This window comes from Reyranella sp., assembly GCF_052439685.1.
Taxonomy (GTDB): domain Bacteria; phylum Pseudomonadota; class Alphaproteobacteria; order Reyranellales; family Reyranellaceae; genus Reyranella.
In genome coordinates, this window is sequence record NZ_JBQVQG010000027.1 from 38143 (window position 1) to 56612 (window position 18470).

Here is an 18470-nt window from a genome sequence, read left to right on the forward strand (position 1 = left end):
AAGAATGCGGTGGGATGGTCGCTGTTCAGATAGCTCCATCCGCCGTTGACGTTGATCCTGAACTTCTCCGTCACGGGGATCGTCACGAGCCCGATCAGGCCGGCGAGGCCCAGTTCCCCGGTCCGCGCATTGACGCCGGCATTGAGACTCAGGCCGACGCCCACGCCCTTCGAGGCCGGCTGGAAGTTGATTTTCAGCTGTGGCCCGATCAGCGGTCCCGCGATGGTCTGATCCCAGTAGTGGGCATAGGCGGCGCCGATCTCGAGCCAGGGCATCTTGAGGGTGGTGCAGGCTGGCGCGATGTTGGCGTAGCCGTCGCCCGGCACGAAGTCGGCAACCCAAAGTTCGAGGTGGCACGTCCCGGGCGTTTCGACTTCGGAATCGTCGACGACGTGGGCGCCGCCGGCCGCGAGGGCCGGACCGGCGAAGACGGCCGCGGCCACCCAGAGCAGGGTGCCGAGAGCAATGCAGAGGTTGTTATTCTTCACGCGCCGCGAAGTTCGCCCGGGATCGTTACGGGCGCAAGACGTTTCAGGCACGCATCAGTGACCGCACGTGTGCGCTGACGGACTCGGCCAAGGCCGCGAGGTCGTAGCCGCCTTCCAGAACTGACACCAGACGCCCGCTCGAGTGCCGACGGGCAATGGCGAGCAGTTCCTCCGTCAGCCAGACGAAGTCTTCCGTCTCGACGTCGAGTTGCGCCAGGGGATCGCGGCGATGGGCGTCGAAGCCTGCCGAGACGATGACGAGTTCGGGGGCGAAAGTATCGAGAGCCGGCAGGAGCCGGTCGGCCCAGGCAGCCCGGAAAGCCGCGCTGCCGCTCCCGGCGGGCAGGGGCACGTTCGCGACATTGCCGTCTATGCCGCGCTCGCGCGTCGAGCCCGTGCCGGGATAGAGCGGATACTGGTGCGACGAGGCATAGAAGAGGTCCGGATCGGTCTCGACCACGGCCTGCGTGCCCTGCCCATGATGCACGTCGAAGTCGATCAGGGCGATGCGGCGGACCCCATGCGCGGCCCGCGCATGCAGGGCGCCGACCGCGGCATTGCTGAACAGGCAGAAACCGCCGGGCACGTCCGGCGTGGCGTGATGGCCGGGCGGGCGCACGGCCGCGAAGGCGGTGTGCGCCTGGCCACCCAGCACGCCGTCGACGGCGGCCACGACGGCGCCCGCAGCGTGCAGGGCGGCGTTGGCGCTGCCGGCGCTCATCACCGTATCGGCATCGACATGGACCAGCTCGCCTTCCGGTGGGCGGATGCCCAGGATGGCATCGACATAGGCTTGCGGATGGACGCGCGTCAGCTGCTCGAGCGTGGCGGCAGGCGCGATCAGACGGGTGAGGTCGTCGAATTCCTCGTCGGCCAAGGCTGCAGTCACCGCGCGCAGCCGGTCGGGCCGCTCCGGATGATAGTCGCCGGTCTCGTGCTCCAGGAAGGACGGATGGCTGATCAGCAGCGTCATGTATCCCCTCTAGCGCGCTTCGGCGATCTGCGACAGAGTCGCCCGCAACCCATCGATCGCTGTGAGGTTGTTTTGTCCAAGTTGCGCTGTCTGGCCGTTGCCGCCCTGGTCCTTTTCGCCGGGCAGGCCGCCGCCCAGGAAACCATGTTCCGGCTGAAGAATTCGATGGAGTATCCGATCGCCCAGCTCTCGGTTTCGCCGACCCAGCTCAACATGTGGGGGCCGAACTTCCTGCGTCCGCCGATCATCCGTCCGGGCGAGGCCCGCGAAGTATCGTACCGCGCGCCGACCGACTGGTGCATGGGCGACCTCAAGGTGACCTTCGCCGACGGCGGTCCCCCGGCCGTCTGGGGTTACCTGAATCTCTGCACACTGAAGAACATTTCGCTTCACTACGACCGCATGAGCGGTATCACCACCGCCCGTTACGACGAGTAGGAACATGGACGCCTTGCCGGGTCTGCCGTTCGACAACAGCTATGCGAGGCTGCCGGAGCGGTTCTATGCCCGGCTGCCGCCGACACCGGTCGCGGCACCGCGCCTCGTGAAACTGAACGAGGCGCTCGCCCTCGAGCTCGGCCTCGATCCGGCGGCGCTGGCCTCCGCTGAGGGCGTCGAAATGCTGGCGGGCAATCGCGTCGCGCCCGGCTCCGAGCCGATCGCACTCGCCTATGCCGGGCACCAGTTCGGCAACTTCGTGCCGCAGCTCGGCGACGGGCGCGCCGTCCTGCTGGGCGAGGTCGTGGACGGCGCCGGGCGGCGCCGCGACATCCAGCTCAAGGGCTCGGGCCCTACACCCTTCTCGCGCAGCGGCGATGGCCGCGCCGCGGTGGGCCCGGTGCTGCGCGAATACATCGTCAGCGAGGCGATGGCTGCGCTCGCAATCCCAACGACGCGATCCCTTGCCGCCGTCACGACCGGCGAGCCGATCTGGCGCGACGGCGAGCTGCCGGGCGCCGTGCTGACGCGCGTCGCCTCGAGCCACGTGCGCGTCGGCACCTTCCAGTTCTTCGGCGCGCGCGGCGATACCGAGGCGCTCCGCCTCCTCGCCGACCATGTCATTGCGCGACATTACCCGGAAGCGCGCGATGCCGCCGAGCCCTACCGTGCCTTGTTCGAGGCTGTAATCGCCCGCCAGGCCTCGCTGGTGGCGAAGTGGCTGCTCGTCGGCTTCATCCATGGCGTGATGAACACCGACAATTGCTCGATCGCCGGCGAGACCATCGACTACGGCCCCTGCGCCTTCATGGACGCCTACAATCCCGAGACGGTGTTCAGCTCCATCGATCAGCAGGGCCGCTACGCCTATGCGCATCAGCCGAGCATCGCCCACTGGAATCTGGCGCGGTTCGGCGAGACCCTGCTGCCGCTCCTGGCCGACGACAGCGACAAGGCGCTGGCGATCGCCAACGAGGTGCTGGGGACCTTCCGCCAGCACTATGTCGACGCGCTGATCGGCGGGCTGCGCCGCAAGCTCGGCCTGTTCACCGAGGAAGAGGGCGATGCCGCGTTGGCTCAGGACCTGCTCAACGCCATGACCGACGGTCTCGCCGACTTCACGCTCACCTTCCGTCGTCTTGGAGAGGCGGCCGCCGATCCCGCGGCCGAAGACAAGGTGCGGAACCTGTTCGGCGAGAAGCGGCAATCCTTCGACGCCTGGCTGCCGCGCTGGCGTGAACGCCTGTCCCGCGAACCGCAGGACGGTGCCAGCCGTCGCGCGGCCATGGATGCCGTGAACCCGATCTACATTCCGCGCAATCACCGGGTCGAGTTGGCGCTCGCGGCTGCCGCAGAACGCGAGGACTATGCGCCGTTCGAGGAGCTGCTGGCGGTGCTGGCGAAGCCGTTCGAGGAACGGCCGGCGTTCGCCGCCTACGCCGAACCTCCGCCGGCGGACCAGCGCGTCTACAAGACGTTCTGCGGAACTTAGGCCGAGCCAAGCTCGGCCGCTGAGCGGCAGGACATCGCGCAGCAATGTCCGGGAGCGCCGAAGAAAGACGATCAAAGATTGATCGAGGTCGGCCGGGCGTCCTTCCAGTCGATCCACCGGTCAAGATGCATGAAGCTGCCGTCGTCGGTGCCGATCTCGCGCGCGATCAGGGCGTTCAGTTTGCCGTTCATCATCGCGATCAGGTCGCGGTTGCGCTCGAAATCATAGGCCAGGTTCACGATCTCGTCGGGGTCGCTCACGAGGTCGTAGAGTTCGAGATCGTTCTTGGCCCGAAGCTCCTCCAGGGTCGCTGGCGTGTTGAAGCCGTGGAACGGAAAGTAGCGGCTGAACTTGTAGCGCTCGTCGACGATCGAGCGGATGCAGACGCGCAGCTTCCAGTCGACCGGGAACGCCTCGATTTTTTTGAACTGCTCCGAGCGCGCGATCGATTTGTCCTGCAGGGTCTCGTAGAGCGTGCGCGTGAAATTCTCGTCGTGCACCATGAGCTGGCTGTAGCAGAACAGCGTGCCGCTGCGCTTCTGCGTGAAGGCGGGATCCAGTGGCTGCCGCAGCAGGGGCGAGAAATCCTGCCCCTTCATGCGCTTCATCGTATCGGCCACCGGCGCCGTCGACTTGCCCGTCAGCGCCACGATGGTCGGCACGAAGTCGAGATGCGAGGTGAGCTCGCGGCAGCGCTGGCCGCCTTTGATCTCCGGATGTACGACGAGCATGGGCACATGGTTCTGCTGGCGGTAGGTCGTCGTGCCCTTGCCCTGCAGGCCACCATGGCTGGCCAGCAACTCGCCGTGGTCCGACGTGAAGATCACGATGGTCTTGTCGGTGAGGCCGAGCCGGTCGAGTTGCTCCATCACCTGCACGATCTGCTGGTCGGCGTCGCGAATGGCGTTGAAGTAGTAGTTTTGCCGAAGCCGCATGCGCCATTCCTCCTGCGGGATCAGGCCGGTCAGGATGGCATTGGCGCCCTTGTAAATGCGATGCGCGGGCACGCGGTCGGGCGTGTCGAGCGACTGCTGCCAGGTCTTCTGCAGCGGGATCTCGTTCCATTCGCGACGATAGAAGGAATCGTCCGGCGGATAATCGATCTTGAGCTTGGCCTCGACCGCCTGCACCGGCTTCTCGCCGCGCTTGTCGGTGTTCACCCACATGACGTCGTGCGGGTTCACGAGATTGACCGCGAGATACCAGGGCTGCTTCCGGTCCGTCATCGGCCTGCCCTTGGCCTTCAGCCACTGGATGGCCTGCGCCGCGGTGATCTGGTCGTATTGATAGCCGCCCTGTGCGCCCTCGATGAAGTCGCCGACGCCGGTATAGTCGTAGAAGCCATAGTCGCGATCCATCATGGTCTCGAACAGCGCCTTGATGTCGTCGGCGTGGTTCTCCATCGCCATCGCGCCGTTCAGATGCCACTTGCCCTTGTAGGCGGTGTAGTAGCCCATCTTGCGCAGGATCTTGCCGATGGTCGGCAACGACGGATCCAGGCTCTTCATGTAGGGCACGCCGGCATTGTCGAAGATGCCGTTATGCGGCATATGCAGGCCGGTATAGATCACCGCGCGTGAGGCCGAGCACATGTCGGCGGCGATCTGGTGATTCTCGAAATAGGTCCCCGTCGTGCGCAGCCGCTCGTGTCCCGGCAGCGGGATGGGCCAGCCGGGGCCCATGTAATGCTCTTGGTCCGTCAGGATGAAGAGGATGTTGTAGCCACCCTCTTTCGAACCCGGCGCCTCCGCGGACGGGAAGGCCGATTCAGTGCCGCCAGTGATTCTGGCCGTCTGCGCCTGGGCAGGCGTGTCGCAAGCCACCGTGGCCGCGACGGCGGCACCGCCGGCGATGAAGGTCCTGCGCGAAGGATGGGTCACGGAGTCCTCAAGGTGAATTCTTTCATTTCGTAGGCCCGAATTGTGGCACGCGTGCGAGCTCGAGGAGCCGCGCGCAGTCGACATGTTTTTCCAGATGATCGGCCAATCGGTCGAGCGTGTCCTCTATTCCGGCCTCGTAGTCGAGCCCGGAGTCCGCGGCGCCGATCCGCTGCAGCCAGTGCCGCCGCTGGCGATCGTCAGCCATCAGACCGTGGACGTAGCAACCGGCGATCCGGCCGCTCGCATCGATGCTGCCGTCGGGGGCGCCACCGTCGAGTTCGAGCAGTGGCCGTTCCGCCGAGGTCGTGCGGCCGACATGCATCTCGTAGCCCTTGAATGGCACGCCCTCCGCAGCGGTCCTTCCTGTCACTTCAACCAGGACCTTGTCGCCACCCAGCATGGTCTCCACGTCGAGCAGGCAAAGTCCTTCGACGCTGCCGGGAGGCCCTTCGATCCCTTCGGGATCGGAAATGCGTCGTCCCAGCATTTGATAGCCGCCGCAGAGGCCCAGCACATGTCCGCCGCGCTGCAGATGCGCCCTGAGGTCGATGTCCCAGCCGGTCTCGCGCAGGATGGCAAGGTCGGCGATGGTGGCTTTCGACCCGGGCAGGATGACCAGTGCCGTATCGCCCGGGATCGGCTGGCCGGGCCGGACGAACACGACGTCGACGTTCGGTTCCTGACGCAGAGGATCGACATCGTCGAAGTTGGCGAGGTGCGGATAGGCCAGCACGACGATCCTCATGGCGCCACCGGCCGCATTGCGTGCGGGCAGGCTGAGCGCGTCCTCGGCGGGTAACCTGACCGCATCGGCGAAATGGGACACGAGGCCGAGGGCCGGCCAGCCGGTCCGCTGCGCGATCAAGGTCATGCCGTCGGCGAACAGGCTCGGATCGCCGCGGAAGCGGTTGACGATGAAGCCCACGATCATTCCCGCGTCTGCGGGATCGATTACGGCCTTGGTGCCGACCAGGCTCGCGATCACGCCGCCGCGGTCGATGTCGCCCACGAGGATGACCGGAACGTCCGCGGCACGCGCGAAGCCCATGTTGGCGATGTCGTCTGCACGCAGATTGACCTCGGACGCCGCGCCGGCGCCTTCGACCAGCACGAGATCGGCTTCCGCGGCGAGTCGACCAAAGCTGTCGAGCACCGAAGCGAGAAGGCCTGCCTTGATGCCCTGATAGTCGCGTGCCCAGGTGTTGCCCACGACGCGGCCCTGGACCACGAGCTGGGCGCCGATGTCGCTCTGGGGCTTCAGCAGGACCGGGTTCATGTGGACGCTGACGGGCACGCGCGCCGCCCGAGCCTGCAGCGCCTGGGCGCGGCCGATCTCGCCACCATCGGTCGTCACGGCGGCATTGTTCGACATGTTCTGCGGCTTGAACGGCCGGACCTTCAGGCCGCGCCGCGCGAACACGCGAGCGAGCCCCGCGACCAGCAGCGACTTTCCCACATCGGAGCCTGTGCCCTGGATCATGAGCGCGCGCGCCGGCATGGAAACTCCGATCGGATTGCAGGGGCACACACAGGAGCGTGAGGCTGCTGCGAGGAAGCGCGTCGACAGGCGCCTTCCAGGACCCTATCTGAAACGCAGGCACGTCCCAAGGCATCGGAACCGGGCGTGCCCGTGCGAATTTTGTCAAACCGATCGGTGGAGTTGATGGCGACGCATCCGCATTTCGACGCGGCCTTCCGGGCCGAGTTTCGCCAACTGGTCCTGTGGCGGCGCGACGTGCGGCGTTTCCGCACCGATCCGATTTCCCGCGAGCGAATCGACGCGCTGCTGGAAGTCGCGAGTCATGCGCCCTCGGTCGGCCTCAGCCAGCCGTGGCGGTTCGTGCGTGTCGAGTCTCCGGAGCGCCGCCGCGCGGTGGTCGAGAGCTTCACGCAGGCCAATGAGGAAGCGCTTTCCGGATACTCCGGCGAGAAGCATGCGATCTATGCCAATCTCAAGCTGGCGGGTCTCAAGGAGGCCCCGGTCCATCTCGCGGTCTTCTCCGACGACGGCACTCATACCGGCAGCGACCTCGGGCAGCAGACGATGCCGGAGACGCTGCACTACTCCGTGGTCGCGGCGATCCAGACCCTGTGGCTGGCGGCGCGCGCCGACGGGATCGGCATGGGCTGGGTTTCGATCCTCGATCCGAAGAAGGTGACGCGGGCGCTCGACGTGCCGGCCGGCTGGAACCTCGTCGCCTATCTCTGCCTCGGCTTGCCGGCGGAGGAGCATCTCGATCCCGAACTGGAGCGGCATCACTGGGAAGTGCGCAGCGACATCAGTGACGTCGTCTTCACACGCTGACGCTTTGACACTCAGGTCTTGCCGGTCATTATTGTCCTTCATCATTGGAGGTGGCGCGTGACTTCAGGAGATCGACCGGCAGAGCAATCGATCTCCGACGGCGCTCTGTATTTTCTGGCGGCCCTGTGCGGTCTGGCCACGGGCGTCTTGGGCGCCGCCTTTCATCTCATCGTCGACATTTTGGTCCAGTGGCCGGCGTGGCTGCTGGCCTACCTCGGTGCGGGCGTCACGACCATCGTCGCGGCGGCCGGAATCGCCGCCATCGCACTGGTCGCGTCCTTCCTGCTCACGCGTCGCATCGCGCCGGAAGCGGCTGGCAGCGGCGTCCAGGAAATCGAGGGCGCGATGGAAGGTCTGCGCGACGTGCGCTGGCGGAGGGTGCTGCCGGTGAAATTCGTGGGCGGCGTTCTGGCGCTATCGTCCGGCCTCGTCGCCGGACGCGAAGGTCCTACCATTCACATGGGGGCGTCGATTGCACAGGCCGTCTCGGAGCGCATGAGGCTCACGGAGGCGGAGTTGCGCGGCCTGCTGGCGGCGGGCGCCGCGGCCGGCCTCGCCGCCGCCTTCAACGCGCCGCTGGCCGCGATCCTCTTCGTGATCGAGGAGACGCGCAAACAGTTCCGATACACGCTGCGTTCGTACACCGCCGTGATCATCGCCTCGACGGCCAGCGCCATCGGCATGGAGCTGGTGGGAGGCACGGCGCCCCAGCTCAAGCTCGAAAATGCCGCGATGCCGCTGTCGATGCTGCCGGCGTTCCTGTTGCTCGGGGTATTGCTGGGCGGGCTGGGCCTCGTGTTCAACCGCACGCTGCTCTTCCTGCTCGAATGGGTCTCGACCACGTTTCGCAAGGTGCCCTTCGTGCCGGCGCTCGTGGTCGGCGCCTGCATCGGCGCCCTTGCCATCGTGCTGCCGCAGGCCGTGGGAGGTGGCGAGCTGCTGATTCCCGGCCTCGTCACCGGAAACCTGTCCCTCCAGATCCTGCTGCTGCTCTGCCTGCTGCGGTTTGTCGGCGTCATGCTGAGCTATCCGGTGGGAGTACCCGGCGGCATTTTCGCGCCCTTGCTGACGCTTGCCACCACGGTTGGCCTGATCGCAGCGTCGTTGCTAGAGATGGCCGTACCACTGCCGCCGCTTGCGGGCGCCGCCTTCGTCATTACCGCGATGGGCGGCCTGTTCTCCGCATCCATCCGCGCGCCGCTGGTCGGGGTCGTACTGGCCGCCGAACTGACCGGCGGCTACGCGCTGATCCTGCCGCTGATCGTGACCTGTGTGACGGCCAATGCCGTCGCCCAAGCTCTGGGCGGACGGCCGCTCTACGAACTGCTGCTGGAGCGAACGCTGAGACTCGCCGGCAAGGCGCCACCGACGCCCGTCACGACCGGCGTGCCATCACCGGTCGGTTTCGATGAAGGGCGAAGCTCCTAACGGGGCGCCGGTAGGAACCAGTCGAGGATCCGCGCATTCTCGTCGCGCGGATAGGTGTGCGACAGGTCGGCGATCTCGCGATAGGTGACGTCGGCGCCGGCCTGCGAAAGCGCGCGTTGCGCACCCTGGGCCATCTCCGGCGGAAACATCCAATCCTGCGTCCCGTGCACGATGTGGACCGGCAGGCCGCGCACGCGATCGGCGTCGGCGGAGGCCATCAGCATGGGATGAAAGCTCGCGGCGATCGGTGCGAGATGCGTGAAGCGACAATCGGCGCCGAGCCCGATCACATAGGTGAAGGTGCCGCCGTCGCTCATGCCGGTCAGGAGCTGACGCGAGGAATCGACGTTCCAGTCGCTTGCGACGCCGGCGGCCATGCGGTCGATCAGCGGCCCGTCGATCTCCGGCTCCATCAGCGACCACGTACTGCCCGAAGCCGTGGGCGCCAGCACGATGAAACCTCGCGTGCGCGCCTCGCGCACCCAGCTCCACAGGAAGGCACCGCCATTGCCGCTGCCGCCGTGCAGTGCCACGACCAGCGGCCAGCTCCGGCCAGGGTCGTAGTATTCCGGCACGTACAGCGAGAAGGCGCCGCGTGTGCCAGAGGGGCCGCCGACATGCATGAAACCGACGCCCTCGCGCGTCGGGTCGGCGGCGGCGATGCGCGCCTGCAGATCCCCGTCGCCGCGCGCCGGCTCCTCGAGGAAGAAGTTGCTGACGGGGCGAAGGAACGGCGACAGCGGGTAGAGTGCCTCGCAAGCCCGGGGATAGCCACGCAGGCTGCGATAGGCGGCCACGATCGGTTGCGGCGCTCCCGGCGCGGCGAGCAGACCCTGGATCGCCTCGGCGGCAAACACCGCCGCGCGTTCGAGGTGATCGCGCACCAGCGCCAGCCGTCCTGGCCAATCGAGCGCGCGCGAGGCGGCGAGGGCGGGCGCCAGATCGTCGTTGCGGCCGGCGAGGGCCTCGACGATCTGCGGCAGGGTGTGCGGCGAGAGGTGCCGGCTGGCGAATTCTATGGCGTGCAATGCCCGCAGGGTTGCCGGCACCAGCGCCGAGAGAGCCTCGATGGCAGGTTCGTCGGCCATCAGTCCTTCAGCATCACGGCGTCGAGTGCCGGCTTGCCGCGGATCATGTCGGCTGCCTTCTCGGCGATCATCAGCACCGAGGCGTTGAGGTTCGCCGACGGCATGGTCGGCATGATCGAGGCATCGACCACGCGCAGCCCCTCGAGTCCGCGCACACGCAACTGGTCGTCGACGACGGCCGTCGGGTCGGTGTCCGGCGCCATGCGGCAGGAGCCCATCAGATGGAACGTCGTGGTGCCGCGCTCCTTGGCGGCCTGCATCAGGTCGGCATCCGACTGCTTCTCCGAACCGGGGAACTCCTCGCGGTCGTAGTACTTGCTGAGCGCTTTCGAGCCGAGCAGTCGCCGCGCCAGCTTCATGCCGGCCAGCAGCACACGACGGTCGCTCTCCGCGCCGAGATAGTTCGGCTGGATCACGGGATGCTCGAACGGGTCGGCCGAGCGTGCGCGGACGTAGCCGGTCGAATCGGGCCGCTGCTGCCACGAGGCGATGGTCATGCCGGGGAAGTCGTCGAGCGTCGACTGAACGCCTTCCTTGTAGCTCGCGGGCGTGAAGGTGAGTTGCAGGTCGTAATTCTCGATGCTTTCGTCGGACTTCCAGAAGACGTAGATCAGCGTCGGATTGAGCGTGAGCAGTCCCTTGCGCGTCGTGACGTATTTCAGGATCTCGCCGGCCAGGCGCAGTCCCTTGGAACGCTCGTTGATGCTCATGGCGTTCTTTACGCGCGCCACGAAGCGCGGCGCGTAGTGGTCGCGCAGATTCTCGCCGACCCCCGGCAACTCGTGCTTCACCTCGATGCCGAGCGACTTCAGTAACGGTCCCGGCCCGATGCCCGAGAGCTGCAGGAGCTGCGGCGAGTTCACCGTGCCGCCGCTCAGGATCACTTCCCGGGTGGCGCGCACCTCCATCGGCGTACCGGTGCGGCCGCCCTTGCGGTAGCGCACGCCGACAGCACGCTTGCCCTCGAGGATGACCGACGTCGCCTGGGCGTGGGTGCGTACGGTGAGGTTGGGTCGCGCCATGGCCGGATGCAGGTAGCCGCGGGCGGCACTCACCCGGCGGCCGTTCCGGATGATGCGCTGGACGTAGCTGACGCCCGCCTGCTTCGTCCCGTTATAGTCGGGGTTGCGCGGGATGCCTTGCTCCACAGCGCCTTCGATGAAGGCTTCGCACAGGGGATCGCGCCATTCGAGATCGGTGATGGGCAGGTTGCCGTCGCTGCCGCGGAACGTGGCGTCGGCATCGCTTGCCATGCGGTGCTCGCTCCGGCGGAAGTAGGGGAGCACGTCGGAATAGCCCCAGCCGCGGTTGCCGCGCTGGGCCCAGCCGTCGAAGTCGAGCCGCTGGCCGCGATTGTAGATGTGACCGTTGATCGAACTCGAGCCGCCCAGCGTCTTGCCGCGCGGCGCGGCGATGGCGCGGCCGCCGGTCCATTCGCTGGGCTCGGACTTGTAGAGCCAGTTCACCTTGGGATCGACCAAGGTGTACATGAAGCCGGCCGGGATGTGGATGAAGGGGTGCCAGTCGCGGGGGCCCGCTTCGAGCACGCAGACCGTGACGTTGGGGTCCTCGCTCAACCGGTTGGCCAGCACGCTGCCCGCCGAACCGGCCCCCACGATCACGTAGTCGAAACTCTCCATCCGGTTGCTTTCTCTTTTCCTGAGCGGTCCTAGGATCGGGATTGACCACCGGATTTGGGCAGGAAGCAATGCTCCATCGCGGGAAAACGCCGGGCTTTCACGTCGGCTGAGTAGACGGCGGCGGCCTCGGCGATCTTCCCACCGAGATCGGCATAGCGCTTCACGAACCGCGGGGTGAAATCGCTGAACAGGCCGAACACGTCCTCCGACACCAGGATCTGGCCGTCGCAGGCCGGCGAGGCGCCGATGCCGATGGTCGGGATCGGCAGAGACTTGGTGATGGCGGCCGCCACCGGCTCCAGCGTGCCCTCCAGCACGATCGCAAAGGCGCCGGCCTCGGCCATCGCCTCGGCGTCGCGGGTCACCTGCCGCGCCTCGTCCTCGGAGCGGCCGGTCGCCTTGAAGCCGCCGGCCACGTTCACGGCCTGCGGCATCAGCCCGACATGGGCGCAGACCGGAATGCCGCGCTGCGCGAGGTAGCGCACGGTCTCGGCCATGACCTCGCCACCCTCCAGCTTCACGCCGCTTGCCCCGGTCTCGGACATGATGCGTGCGGCGCCGTGGAAGGCCTGTTGCGGACTGGCCTGGTAGCTGCCGAAGGGCAGGTCGACGATCACGCAGGCGTGGCTCGACCCGCGCATCACGGCCGAGCCGTGGGCGATCATCATGTCCAGCGTCACGGGCAGCGTGCTGTCGAAGCCGTAGAGCACCATGCCCAGCGAATCGCCGACCAGCAGAAGATCAACATGCGGATCGAGCCAGCGCGCCATCTGCGTGGTGTAGGCGGTGAGGCAGACGATCGGCTCGCCACCCTTGCGGGCGCGGATCTGCGGCGTGCTCACTCTCTTGGCTGTGGTGACGGCGCTCATGATCTCCTGACCTTTCGAAAGCCGGCTAGTGGATGACGAACCGAGGCAGCACCATCGTGACCGAGAAGCCACGACTGGGGCGGTTGGCGATCTTCACCTGGCCTCCCAATGCCTCGACGTTGCGGCGCACGATCCAGAGACCCAGTCCCGAATGCTTGGCGCTGCGATCGCTGCCTATGCCATCGTCGGGACGCGATGAGAAGTAGCGTTCGAACACACGCTCGATCTTCTCGTCGTCGATGCCGGGCCCTTCGTCCGCGACGCTCAGCTCGACCGTGTCTGCCGACGCGTGCAGCGAAACGGTCACCGTCGTGCCGGCGGGCGAAAAACTGATGGCATTCTCCAGCACGGCCTGCAGGGCGGCTTCCAGCATGCCAGCCGCGGTGCGAACCGCGATGCCGCGCTCGAGCTTCAGAACGAGGCCGATCTCGCGCGCGGCGATGATCTCCTGGACCTGCCGCGCCGCCTCTTCGATGAGGGGGGCGAGTTCGGTCGGCATGCGCGGCGCGTCGATCATGTCGGCCGTTCCCATGTCGTGGCGCTGCGCGGCATTCACGAGGCCGAGCAGGCGCGCCAGCGAGGAGTTCACGATCTCGAGCGCCCGCCGGGCGCGCTGGTCGTCCTCGGGCACGGCCCGGTGCACCGGGCGCAGCGCCGATTGCACGGCCGCGAGCGGCGTCTTGAACGCATGCGCGTTGTCCTCGGCAGATTGGCGGATCTCGCGCGACACCCGCCGCAGCTCGTGGACCAGCCGGTCGAAATCGCGCGCGACGCCCGCGAGCTCGGGAACGGTATTGCGCTCGACGAAGGTCGCATCGACGGCGCGGCCCAGCGCAATCTCGTCGGCGACGTTGCGGAAACGGCGCAGGCTGAGGCGGATGCCCAGCGCCACCAGGACGGCCAGCAGGGCGCCGACGAGATAGATCGCGGCGGCGATGCGGACTTCGCGAGTCTCCCAGTAGGGGCGGCCGATCGAGGTGTTGAGGAAGTCCGACGCGACATGCGTCGTCGTCAGGATCCAGCAGTTGCCGCGGACCCTGATCGGAATGATCGAGGTCAGCAGCTCGACCGTGCCGTCGGTGCGGCTGTAGCGCATCTCGTCGGAGGCGTTCCAGGTGCAGGCTTCCGACAGACGCTGAAGGAGGCCGCGCTGACTGAGTTCCTCGAGCTCCGCGCTGACGGCCTCGGGAGCCAGCGGCGGCGCCGAGCCCACGAGAAAGAAGCGGTTCGCCGCCTGCGCTCCGGGTGGTGCGGGCGGCTGGTACATCAGCTTCAGCACGGTCCCGCTGCTGGCATATTTCTCCAGCTCACGATTCAGGTTCATGGGCGCGGTGGGATCGGTCTCGCGCAGCACGGGCGCCAGCGCTTCGGCGATCAACGCACTGCGATCCTGGATGGCGCGGGTCACCAGGTTTCGCATCTGGCTGTCGGCACTCTCGAACTGTCCATAGAGCACGATGGGCAGCGCGACGAACAGGCCGATCAGCACCACCAGCTTCAGCGTCAGCGACGCGGCGAGGCGGCGCAGCACCGGGCCTCGGGCACTGGCCGGTTCAGGGTTCGACACGGAAAGCCCCCGTCATCTCGACCGGAGCGCCCCTCGAATGCCTCGGGGCAGGCTCCGCCGCGAAGTGGAGAGATCTTCTCTCCACCAAAAGCCATCGAATGGTTGAGCGAACGTCTCTCCACGCCGCACCTTCGGTGCTCCGGTCGAGACGATGGGGGCGGCTGCGCTCGTGTGGCTTAGACCGGATTGACCGGAACTCATGCCAGCCTAATCCTTGCCCCAGCGGTAGCCGAACGACTGGTAGTTCTGGATCTCGCTGAATTCAGGATCGATCGCGCGGAACTTGTTGCGGATGCGCTTGATGCAGGAACGGACGTTGGTCCGGTAGCCGTTCTCGCCGCTGCCGGCGATGAAGCCCACATAGTGCATGCAGTCGTACACGGCTCGATAGCTCACATAGCTGCCGACATTGGCCGAGAGCGTGTGGACGATCTTGAACTCCGTCACCGTCAGGTTGAGATCGGTCTCGTCCCAGTAGGCGCGGCTGACTGCGGGCTTCAGCAGCAGGCGCCCGCAATGGAAGTTGCCTTCGCCGTCGGCCGTCATCGGCTTGCCGGCCCGGTCGGCGATCAGGCGCAGGCGGCGCGCGAGGATCGGTATGCCACGCGACTTGTCGACGAAGTCGATGGCACCCTGGTCCAGCGCAAGCTGCTCGTAATTGGGTTCGCTGTGGCCGGTGAGGAAAACGACCGGCAGGTTGATGCCGGCGCGCTTCAGCCGTGGCAGGAGGTCGATGCCGGAGATACGCGGCAGGCCCCAGTCGAGCACGATGATCTCGATGTCGTCGGCCGTCTCCAGGAACTCGACGAGGCCGGTCCCGTCGGCAAAGGAAGCGACGTCGAAGCCATGGTCGCCCAGTTCGAGGCTCGCGGCTTCGCGGAAGTCGTCATCGTCTTCCACGAAGGCGATGCGGACCCGGCGGCCTGCTTCGACCCCCGTCTCGATCTCAGCGTCCGGCTTGAACCCGGGATTGGAGCTGGGCCAGGCAGAACCGTCGTCCTTCGTCTGTGTCGTCATCGCTCTTCACCTTGTACGCGAGGGTTCCGTACTGTTTGGTCTCGACATCCGGGTAGAGCTGGATGTCGAGCGTGCACTTGCCGTTGCGATAGCGCCACTGCTTGCCCGGCGGATGCGCTTCCTCGCTGGTCGGCGGCCCGAGCATCGCCCGCAGTTGGGATTCGCGATAGCCCGTTAGTACCGGCGGCGGCACGTCCGCAGGGGGAGCGGCGGCGGGGGCCGCAGCCGGCTTGGGCGCGGCACGCGCGGCTGCGGGCTTCACGGCGGGCGTGGTCTTGCGCGTGCTCTCCGCCGCGGGAGGTGTCGGCGACGTGAGGCGCTCGAAATCCGCACGCATCGCCTCGCATCCGGAAAGGAGCAGCAATCCCAGTCCCGCGCCGAGCGTCCGTGCCGCCAGAGTTCCAATCGTCATCCGCACCCGAAAAGCCTCTCGAAGCCCTAAAGCGGCCATGTGGCGGGTTTGCGGCACGGTCCCGTGCCACAGTCGCACGGTCCGGTCGGAGACCGCCGTTCGACTGCCGAGGATTGCGGCGAACCGTCACCCGGGGCAAGCCCGATTTCCGCGGGCGGCGCGGCTGTCGTATTGAGGAACCATGGATATCAGCAAGGACATGACCGCCACGCCCCGGGCGATTCACCGGGCCGATTACACGCCGCCGCCGTTCCTGATCGACACGGTCGATCTCGATGTCGAACTCGAGCAGGAGACGACCGTCGTCGTCGCGCGACTGGGCGTGCGACGCAATCCGGCGGCAGCAACGAAGCCCCCCGATCTGATGCTCGACGGCAAGAAGATGGAACTCGTGTCGGTCCTTCTCGACGGTAAGCCCGCTTCGCACGAGACGACGCCAGAGACACTCGCGATCCGGGGCGTGCCGGATGCGTTCACCCTGGAGATCACGACGCGGCTGCGCCCCCAGGACAATACCGAACTGACCGGGCTCTACAAATCGCGCGACCTTTTCTGCACCCAGTGCGAGGCCGAGGGCTTCCGCCGCATCACCTATTTCCTCGACCGTCCCGACGTGATGGCCCGCTACACGACGCGCATCGTGGCCGACCGGACGCTGGCACCGGTGTTGTTGTCCAACGGCAACCTGGTCGACAGCGGGACTCTGGATGACGGCCGGCACTTCGCCACGTGGGAAGATCCGTTCCCCAAGCCGTCCTATCTCTTCGCCCTCGTTGCGGGACGCCTCGACTGTCTCGAGGACCGGTTCACGACCCGCTCCGGCCGCGAAGTGACCTTGCGCATCTATGTGCGTCCCGGCGACGTCGGGCGTTGCGACCATGCGATGGAATCGCTGAAGAAGTCGATGAAGTGGGACGAGGACGTCTACGGGCTCGAATACGATCTCGACACGTTCATGATCGTCGCCATCGACGACTTCAACATGGGCGCGATGGAGAACAAGGGGCTGAACGTCTTCAACTCCAAGCTCGTGCTCGCCAATCCCGACACCGCGACGGATCTCGACTATCACTCGATCGAGGCCGTCATCGCCCACGAATATTTCCACAACTGGACCGGCAACCGGGTTACCTGCCGCGACTGGTTCCAGCTCTCGCTCAAGGAAGGGCTGACCGTCTTTCGCGACCAGCAGTTCTCGGCCGACATGGGATCGGCCGCCGATGCGCGCATCGACGATGTCCGCCGCTTGCGTGCCGGCCAGTTCCCCGAGGATGCCGGGCCGATGGCCCATCCGGTGCGGCCGGACTCCTATATCGAGATCAACAATTTCTACACCGCGACCGTCTATCAGAAGGGCGCGGAAGTTGTGCGGATGATGCACACGCTGCTGGGACCGGAGCGCTACCGCAAGGGCATCGATCTCTACTTCGAGCGCCATGATGGCCAGGCCGTGACCTGCGACAACTTCGCCAACGCGATGGAAGACGCGTCGGGCGTCGACCTCACGCAGTTCCGGCTCTGGTACGCCCAGGCCGGAACGCCGGACCTCAAGGTCGAGGGCAGCTACGATGCCGCGGCCCGGCGCTACACGCTGACGGTCGGCCAGGGCCTGCGGCCCACGCCGGGCCAGCCCGACAAGAAGCCGATGCACATTCCGCTTTCCGTCGGCCTGCTCGATGGCGCCGGGCGTGACCTCCCGCTCAGGCTCGCCGGCGAGACGACCGCCGGCGGCACCACGCGCGTGCTCGACGTGCGCCGTGCGCGCGACGTTTTCGTGTTCGAGGAGGTGCCGGAGAAGCCGGTCGCCTCGCTGCTGCGCGGATTCTCCGCGCCGGTGAAGCTCGAGGCGCCGCGCTCCGACGACGAGCTGACGTTCCTGATGGCGCATGACGGCGATCCGTTCGCGCGCTGGGAAGCCGGCCAGCAACTCGGCGCCCGGCTGCTCCTGCACCTCGTGGAAGCACGCAAGGCCGGCAAGCCCATGGAGGTGCCGGACCATTACGTCGATGCCATCCGCCGTACGCTGGACGACCAGCGGCTCGATCGCTCCTTCATCGCCGACGCAGTCACCCTGCCGGGCCTCGCTTTTCTCGGCGAGCTCATGCCGGAGATCGACATCGAGGGGCTGTGGGCGGCGCAGCAGCGCGTCCGTTCGGTCCTGTCCGACCGGCTCGCCGATCGCTGGTCCTCCGCCTACGACGCGGCTCATGCCACCGGCCCGTATCGCTTCACGCCGGACGAGGTGGGACGCCGGCGGCTTCGCAGCACCGCGCTCCAGTATCTCTCCACCGACAGGGGAGACGCGGCGCGGCAGCGGGCCGTGGCCTATTTCGAGAGTGCGGGCAACATGACCGAGGCGATCGCCGGCCTCACAGTGCTCGCCGAATTGGGTGGCGCCGAGGGTGAAGCGGCGCTCGCCTCCTTCTACGAACGCTGGAAGGACGAACCTTTGGTGCTCGACAAATGGTTCGGCATCCAGGCGCGGACTCCGACCGAGGGGACACTCGAACGCGTGAAGCGGCTCGTCGATCATCCGTCCTACGACCGCCGGAATCCCAACCGCGTTTATTCGCTGGTCGGCGCCTTTGCATCGGGCAACCCGGTGCAGTTCCACGAGGTCGCGGGTGGCGGCTACCGCTTCCTGGCCGACCAGGTGCTTGCGACCGACAAGCTCAATCCGCAGATTGCGGCACGGCTGCTTGGCCCTCTCGGATCGTGGCGGCGCTACGACAAGGGGCGGCAGGCACTGATGACACGCGAACTCCAGCGCATCGTGGCGACTCCCGGCCTGTCGCGAGACGTGTTCGAGATCGCCTCCAAGAGTCTGGCGTGATGCCGGCCAAGGTCGGTTGAAAGGTTGCCTTTCGGGTGCA

At 66.8% G+C, this 18470-nt stretch carries 14 protein-coding genes and 1 pseudogene; 5 read left to right on the top strand and 10 right to left on the bottom strand.

The genetic code is table 11. The features are described from left to right. Positions 1–488 (bottom strand): annotated as a pseudogene (locus ACT6UX_RS24755) (hypothetical protein); the annotation flags it as partial. A 43-nt stretch (positions 489–531) separates the two neighbouring features. Beyond that, a complete protein-coding gene (locus ACT6UX_RS24760; protein WP_444777819.1) occupies positions 532–1461 on the bottom strand; it encodes a histone deacetylase family protein in 930 nt (309 codons plus the stop codon). 72 nt (positions 1462–1533) lie between these two features. Between ACT6UX_RS24760 and ACT6UX_RS24765 the strand changes: the two genes are divergently transcribed. Both ACT6UX_RS24765 and ACT6UX_RS24770 read left to right on the top strand, forming a co-directional pair. Further along, complete coding sequence (locus tag ACT6UX_RS24765) at positions 1534–1899, top strand: hypothetical protein (RefSeq protein WP_444777820.1); 366 nt, start codon at positions 1534–1536, stop codon at positions 1897–1899. A gap of 4 nt (positions 1900–1903) precedes the next feature. After that, complete coding sequence (locus ACT6UX_RS24770) at positions 1904–3391, top strand: protein adenylyltransferase SelO (RefSeq protein WP_444777821.1); 1488 nt, start codon at positions 1904–1906, stop codon at positions 3389–3391. 71 nt (positions 3392–3462) lie between these two features. On the opposite strand, the gene ACT6UX_RS24775 is transcribed toward ACT6UX_RS24770, so the two are convergent. Beyond that, positions 3463–5271 carry a sulfatase-like hydrolase/transferase gene (locus tag ACT6UX_RS24775; RefSeq protein WP_444777822.1) on the bottom strand — a complete coding sequence of 603 codons (1809 nt, stop codon included), beginning with the start codon at positions 5269–5271 and terminating at the stop codon, positions 3463–3465. Between the two features lie 22 nt (positions 5272–5293). Next, positions 5294–6769 carry a cobyric acid synthase gene (locus ACT6UX_RS24780; RefSeq protein WP_444777823.1) on the bottom strand — a complete coding sequence of 492 codons (1476 nt, stop codon included), beginning with the start codon at positions 6767–6769 and terminating at the stop codon, positions 5294–5296. Positions 6770–6934: 165 nt separating this feature from the next. On the opposite strand from ACT6UX_RS24780, the gene bluB reads away from it, so the two are divergent. Together bluB and clcA are read left to right on the top strand one after the other, a co-directional pair. After that, complete coding sequence (bluB, locus tag ACT6UX_RS24785; protein WP_444777824.1) at positions 6935–7576, top strand: 5,6-dimethylbenzimidazole synthase; 642 nt, start codon at positions 6935–6937, stop codon at positions 7574–7576. A 57-nt stretch (positions 7577–7633) separates the two neighbouring features. Next, positions 7634–9004 (top strand): H(+)/Cl(-) exchange transporter ClcA, encoded by a 1371-nt coding sequence (clcA, locus tag ACT6UX_RS24790; protein WP_444777825.1) that lies wholly within the window; start codon positions 7634–7636, stop codon positions 9002–9004. On the opposite strand, the gene ACT6UX_RS24795 is transcribed toward clcA, so the two are convergent. The 6 genes from ACT6UX_RS24795 to ACT6UX_RS24820 form a co-directional block, all read right to left on the bottom strand. Beyond that, entirely contained in the window at positions 9001–10092 is a 1092-nt protein-coding gene (locus ACT6UX_RS24795; RefSeq protein WP_444777826.1) for a phospholipase, read from the bottom strand. The two genes, clcA and ACT6UX_RS24795, sit on opposite strands and share 4 nt — an antisense overlap. Next, positions 10092–11732 carry a GMC family oxidoreductase gene (locus tag ACT6UX_RS24800; protein ID WP_444777827.1) on the bottom strand — a complete coding sequence of 547 codons (1641 nt, stop codon included), beginning with the start codon at positions 11730–11732 and terminating at the stop codon, positions 10092–10094. The genes ACT6UX_RS24795 and ACT6UX_RS24800 overlap by 1 nt, the downstream gene beginning before the upstream one ends. Before the next feature lie 29 nt (positions 11733–11761). Next, the gene (panB, locus tag ACT6UX_RS24805; RefSeq protein ID WP_444777828.1) at positions 11762–12601 is read right to left on the bottom strand and encodes a 3-methyl-2-oxobutanoate hydroxymethyltransferase; all 840 of its coding nucleotides are present in this window, start codon (positions 12599–12601) and stop codon (positions 11762–11764) included. Positions 12602–12626: 25 nt separating this feature from the next. Next, a complete protein-coding gene (locus tag ACT6UX_RS24810; RefSeq protein WP_444777829.1) occupies positions 12627–14168 on the bottom strand; it encodes a sensor histidine kinase in 1542 nt (513 codons plus the stop codon). Positions 14169–14375: 207 nt separating this feature from the next. After that, entirely contained in the window at positions 14376–15185 is an 810-nt protein-coding gene (locus tag ACT6UX_RS24815; RefSeq protein ID WP_444777830.1) for a response regulator transcription factor, read from the bottom strand. Then, positions 15115–15597, bottom strand: a complete 483-nt coding sequence (locus ACT6UX_RS24820) for a hypothetical protein (protein WP_444777831.1) — start codon at positions 15595–15597, stop codon at positions 15115–15117. Before ACT6UX_RS24820 ends, ACT6UX_RS24815 begins: the two co-directional genes overlap by 71 nt. A 181-nt stretch (positions 15598–15778) precedes the next feature. Here ACT6UX_RS24820 and pepN point away from each other — a divergent pair, with 181 nt between their 5' ends. Then, positions 15779–18430 (top strand): aminopeptidase N, encoded by a 2652-nt coding sequence (gene pepN, locus ACT6UX_RS24825; RefSeq protein WP_444777832.1) that lies wholly within the window; start codon positions 15779–15781, stop codon positions 18428–18430. Positions 18431–18470 lie beyond the last annotated feature (40 nt).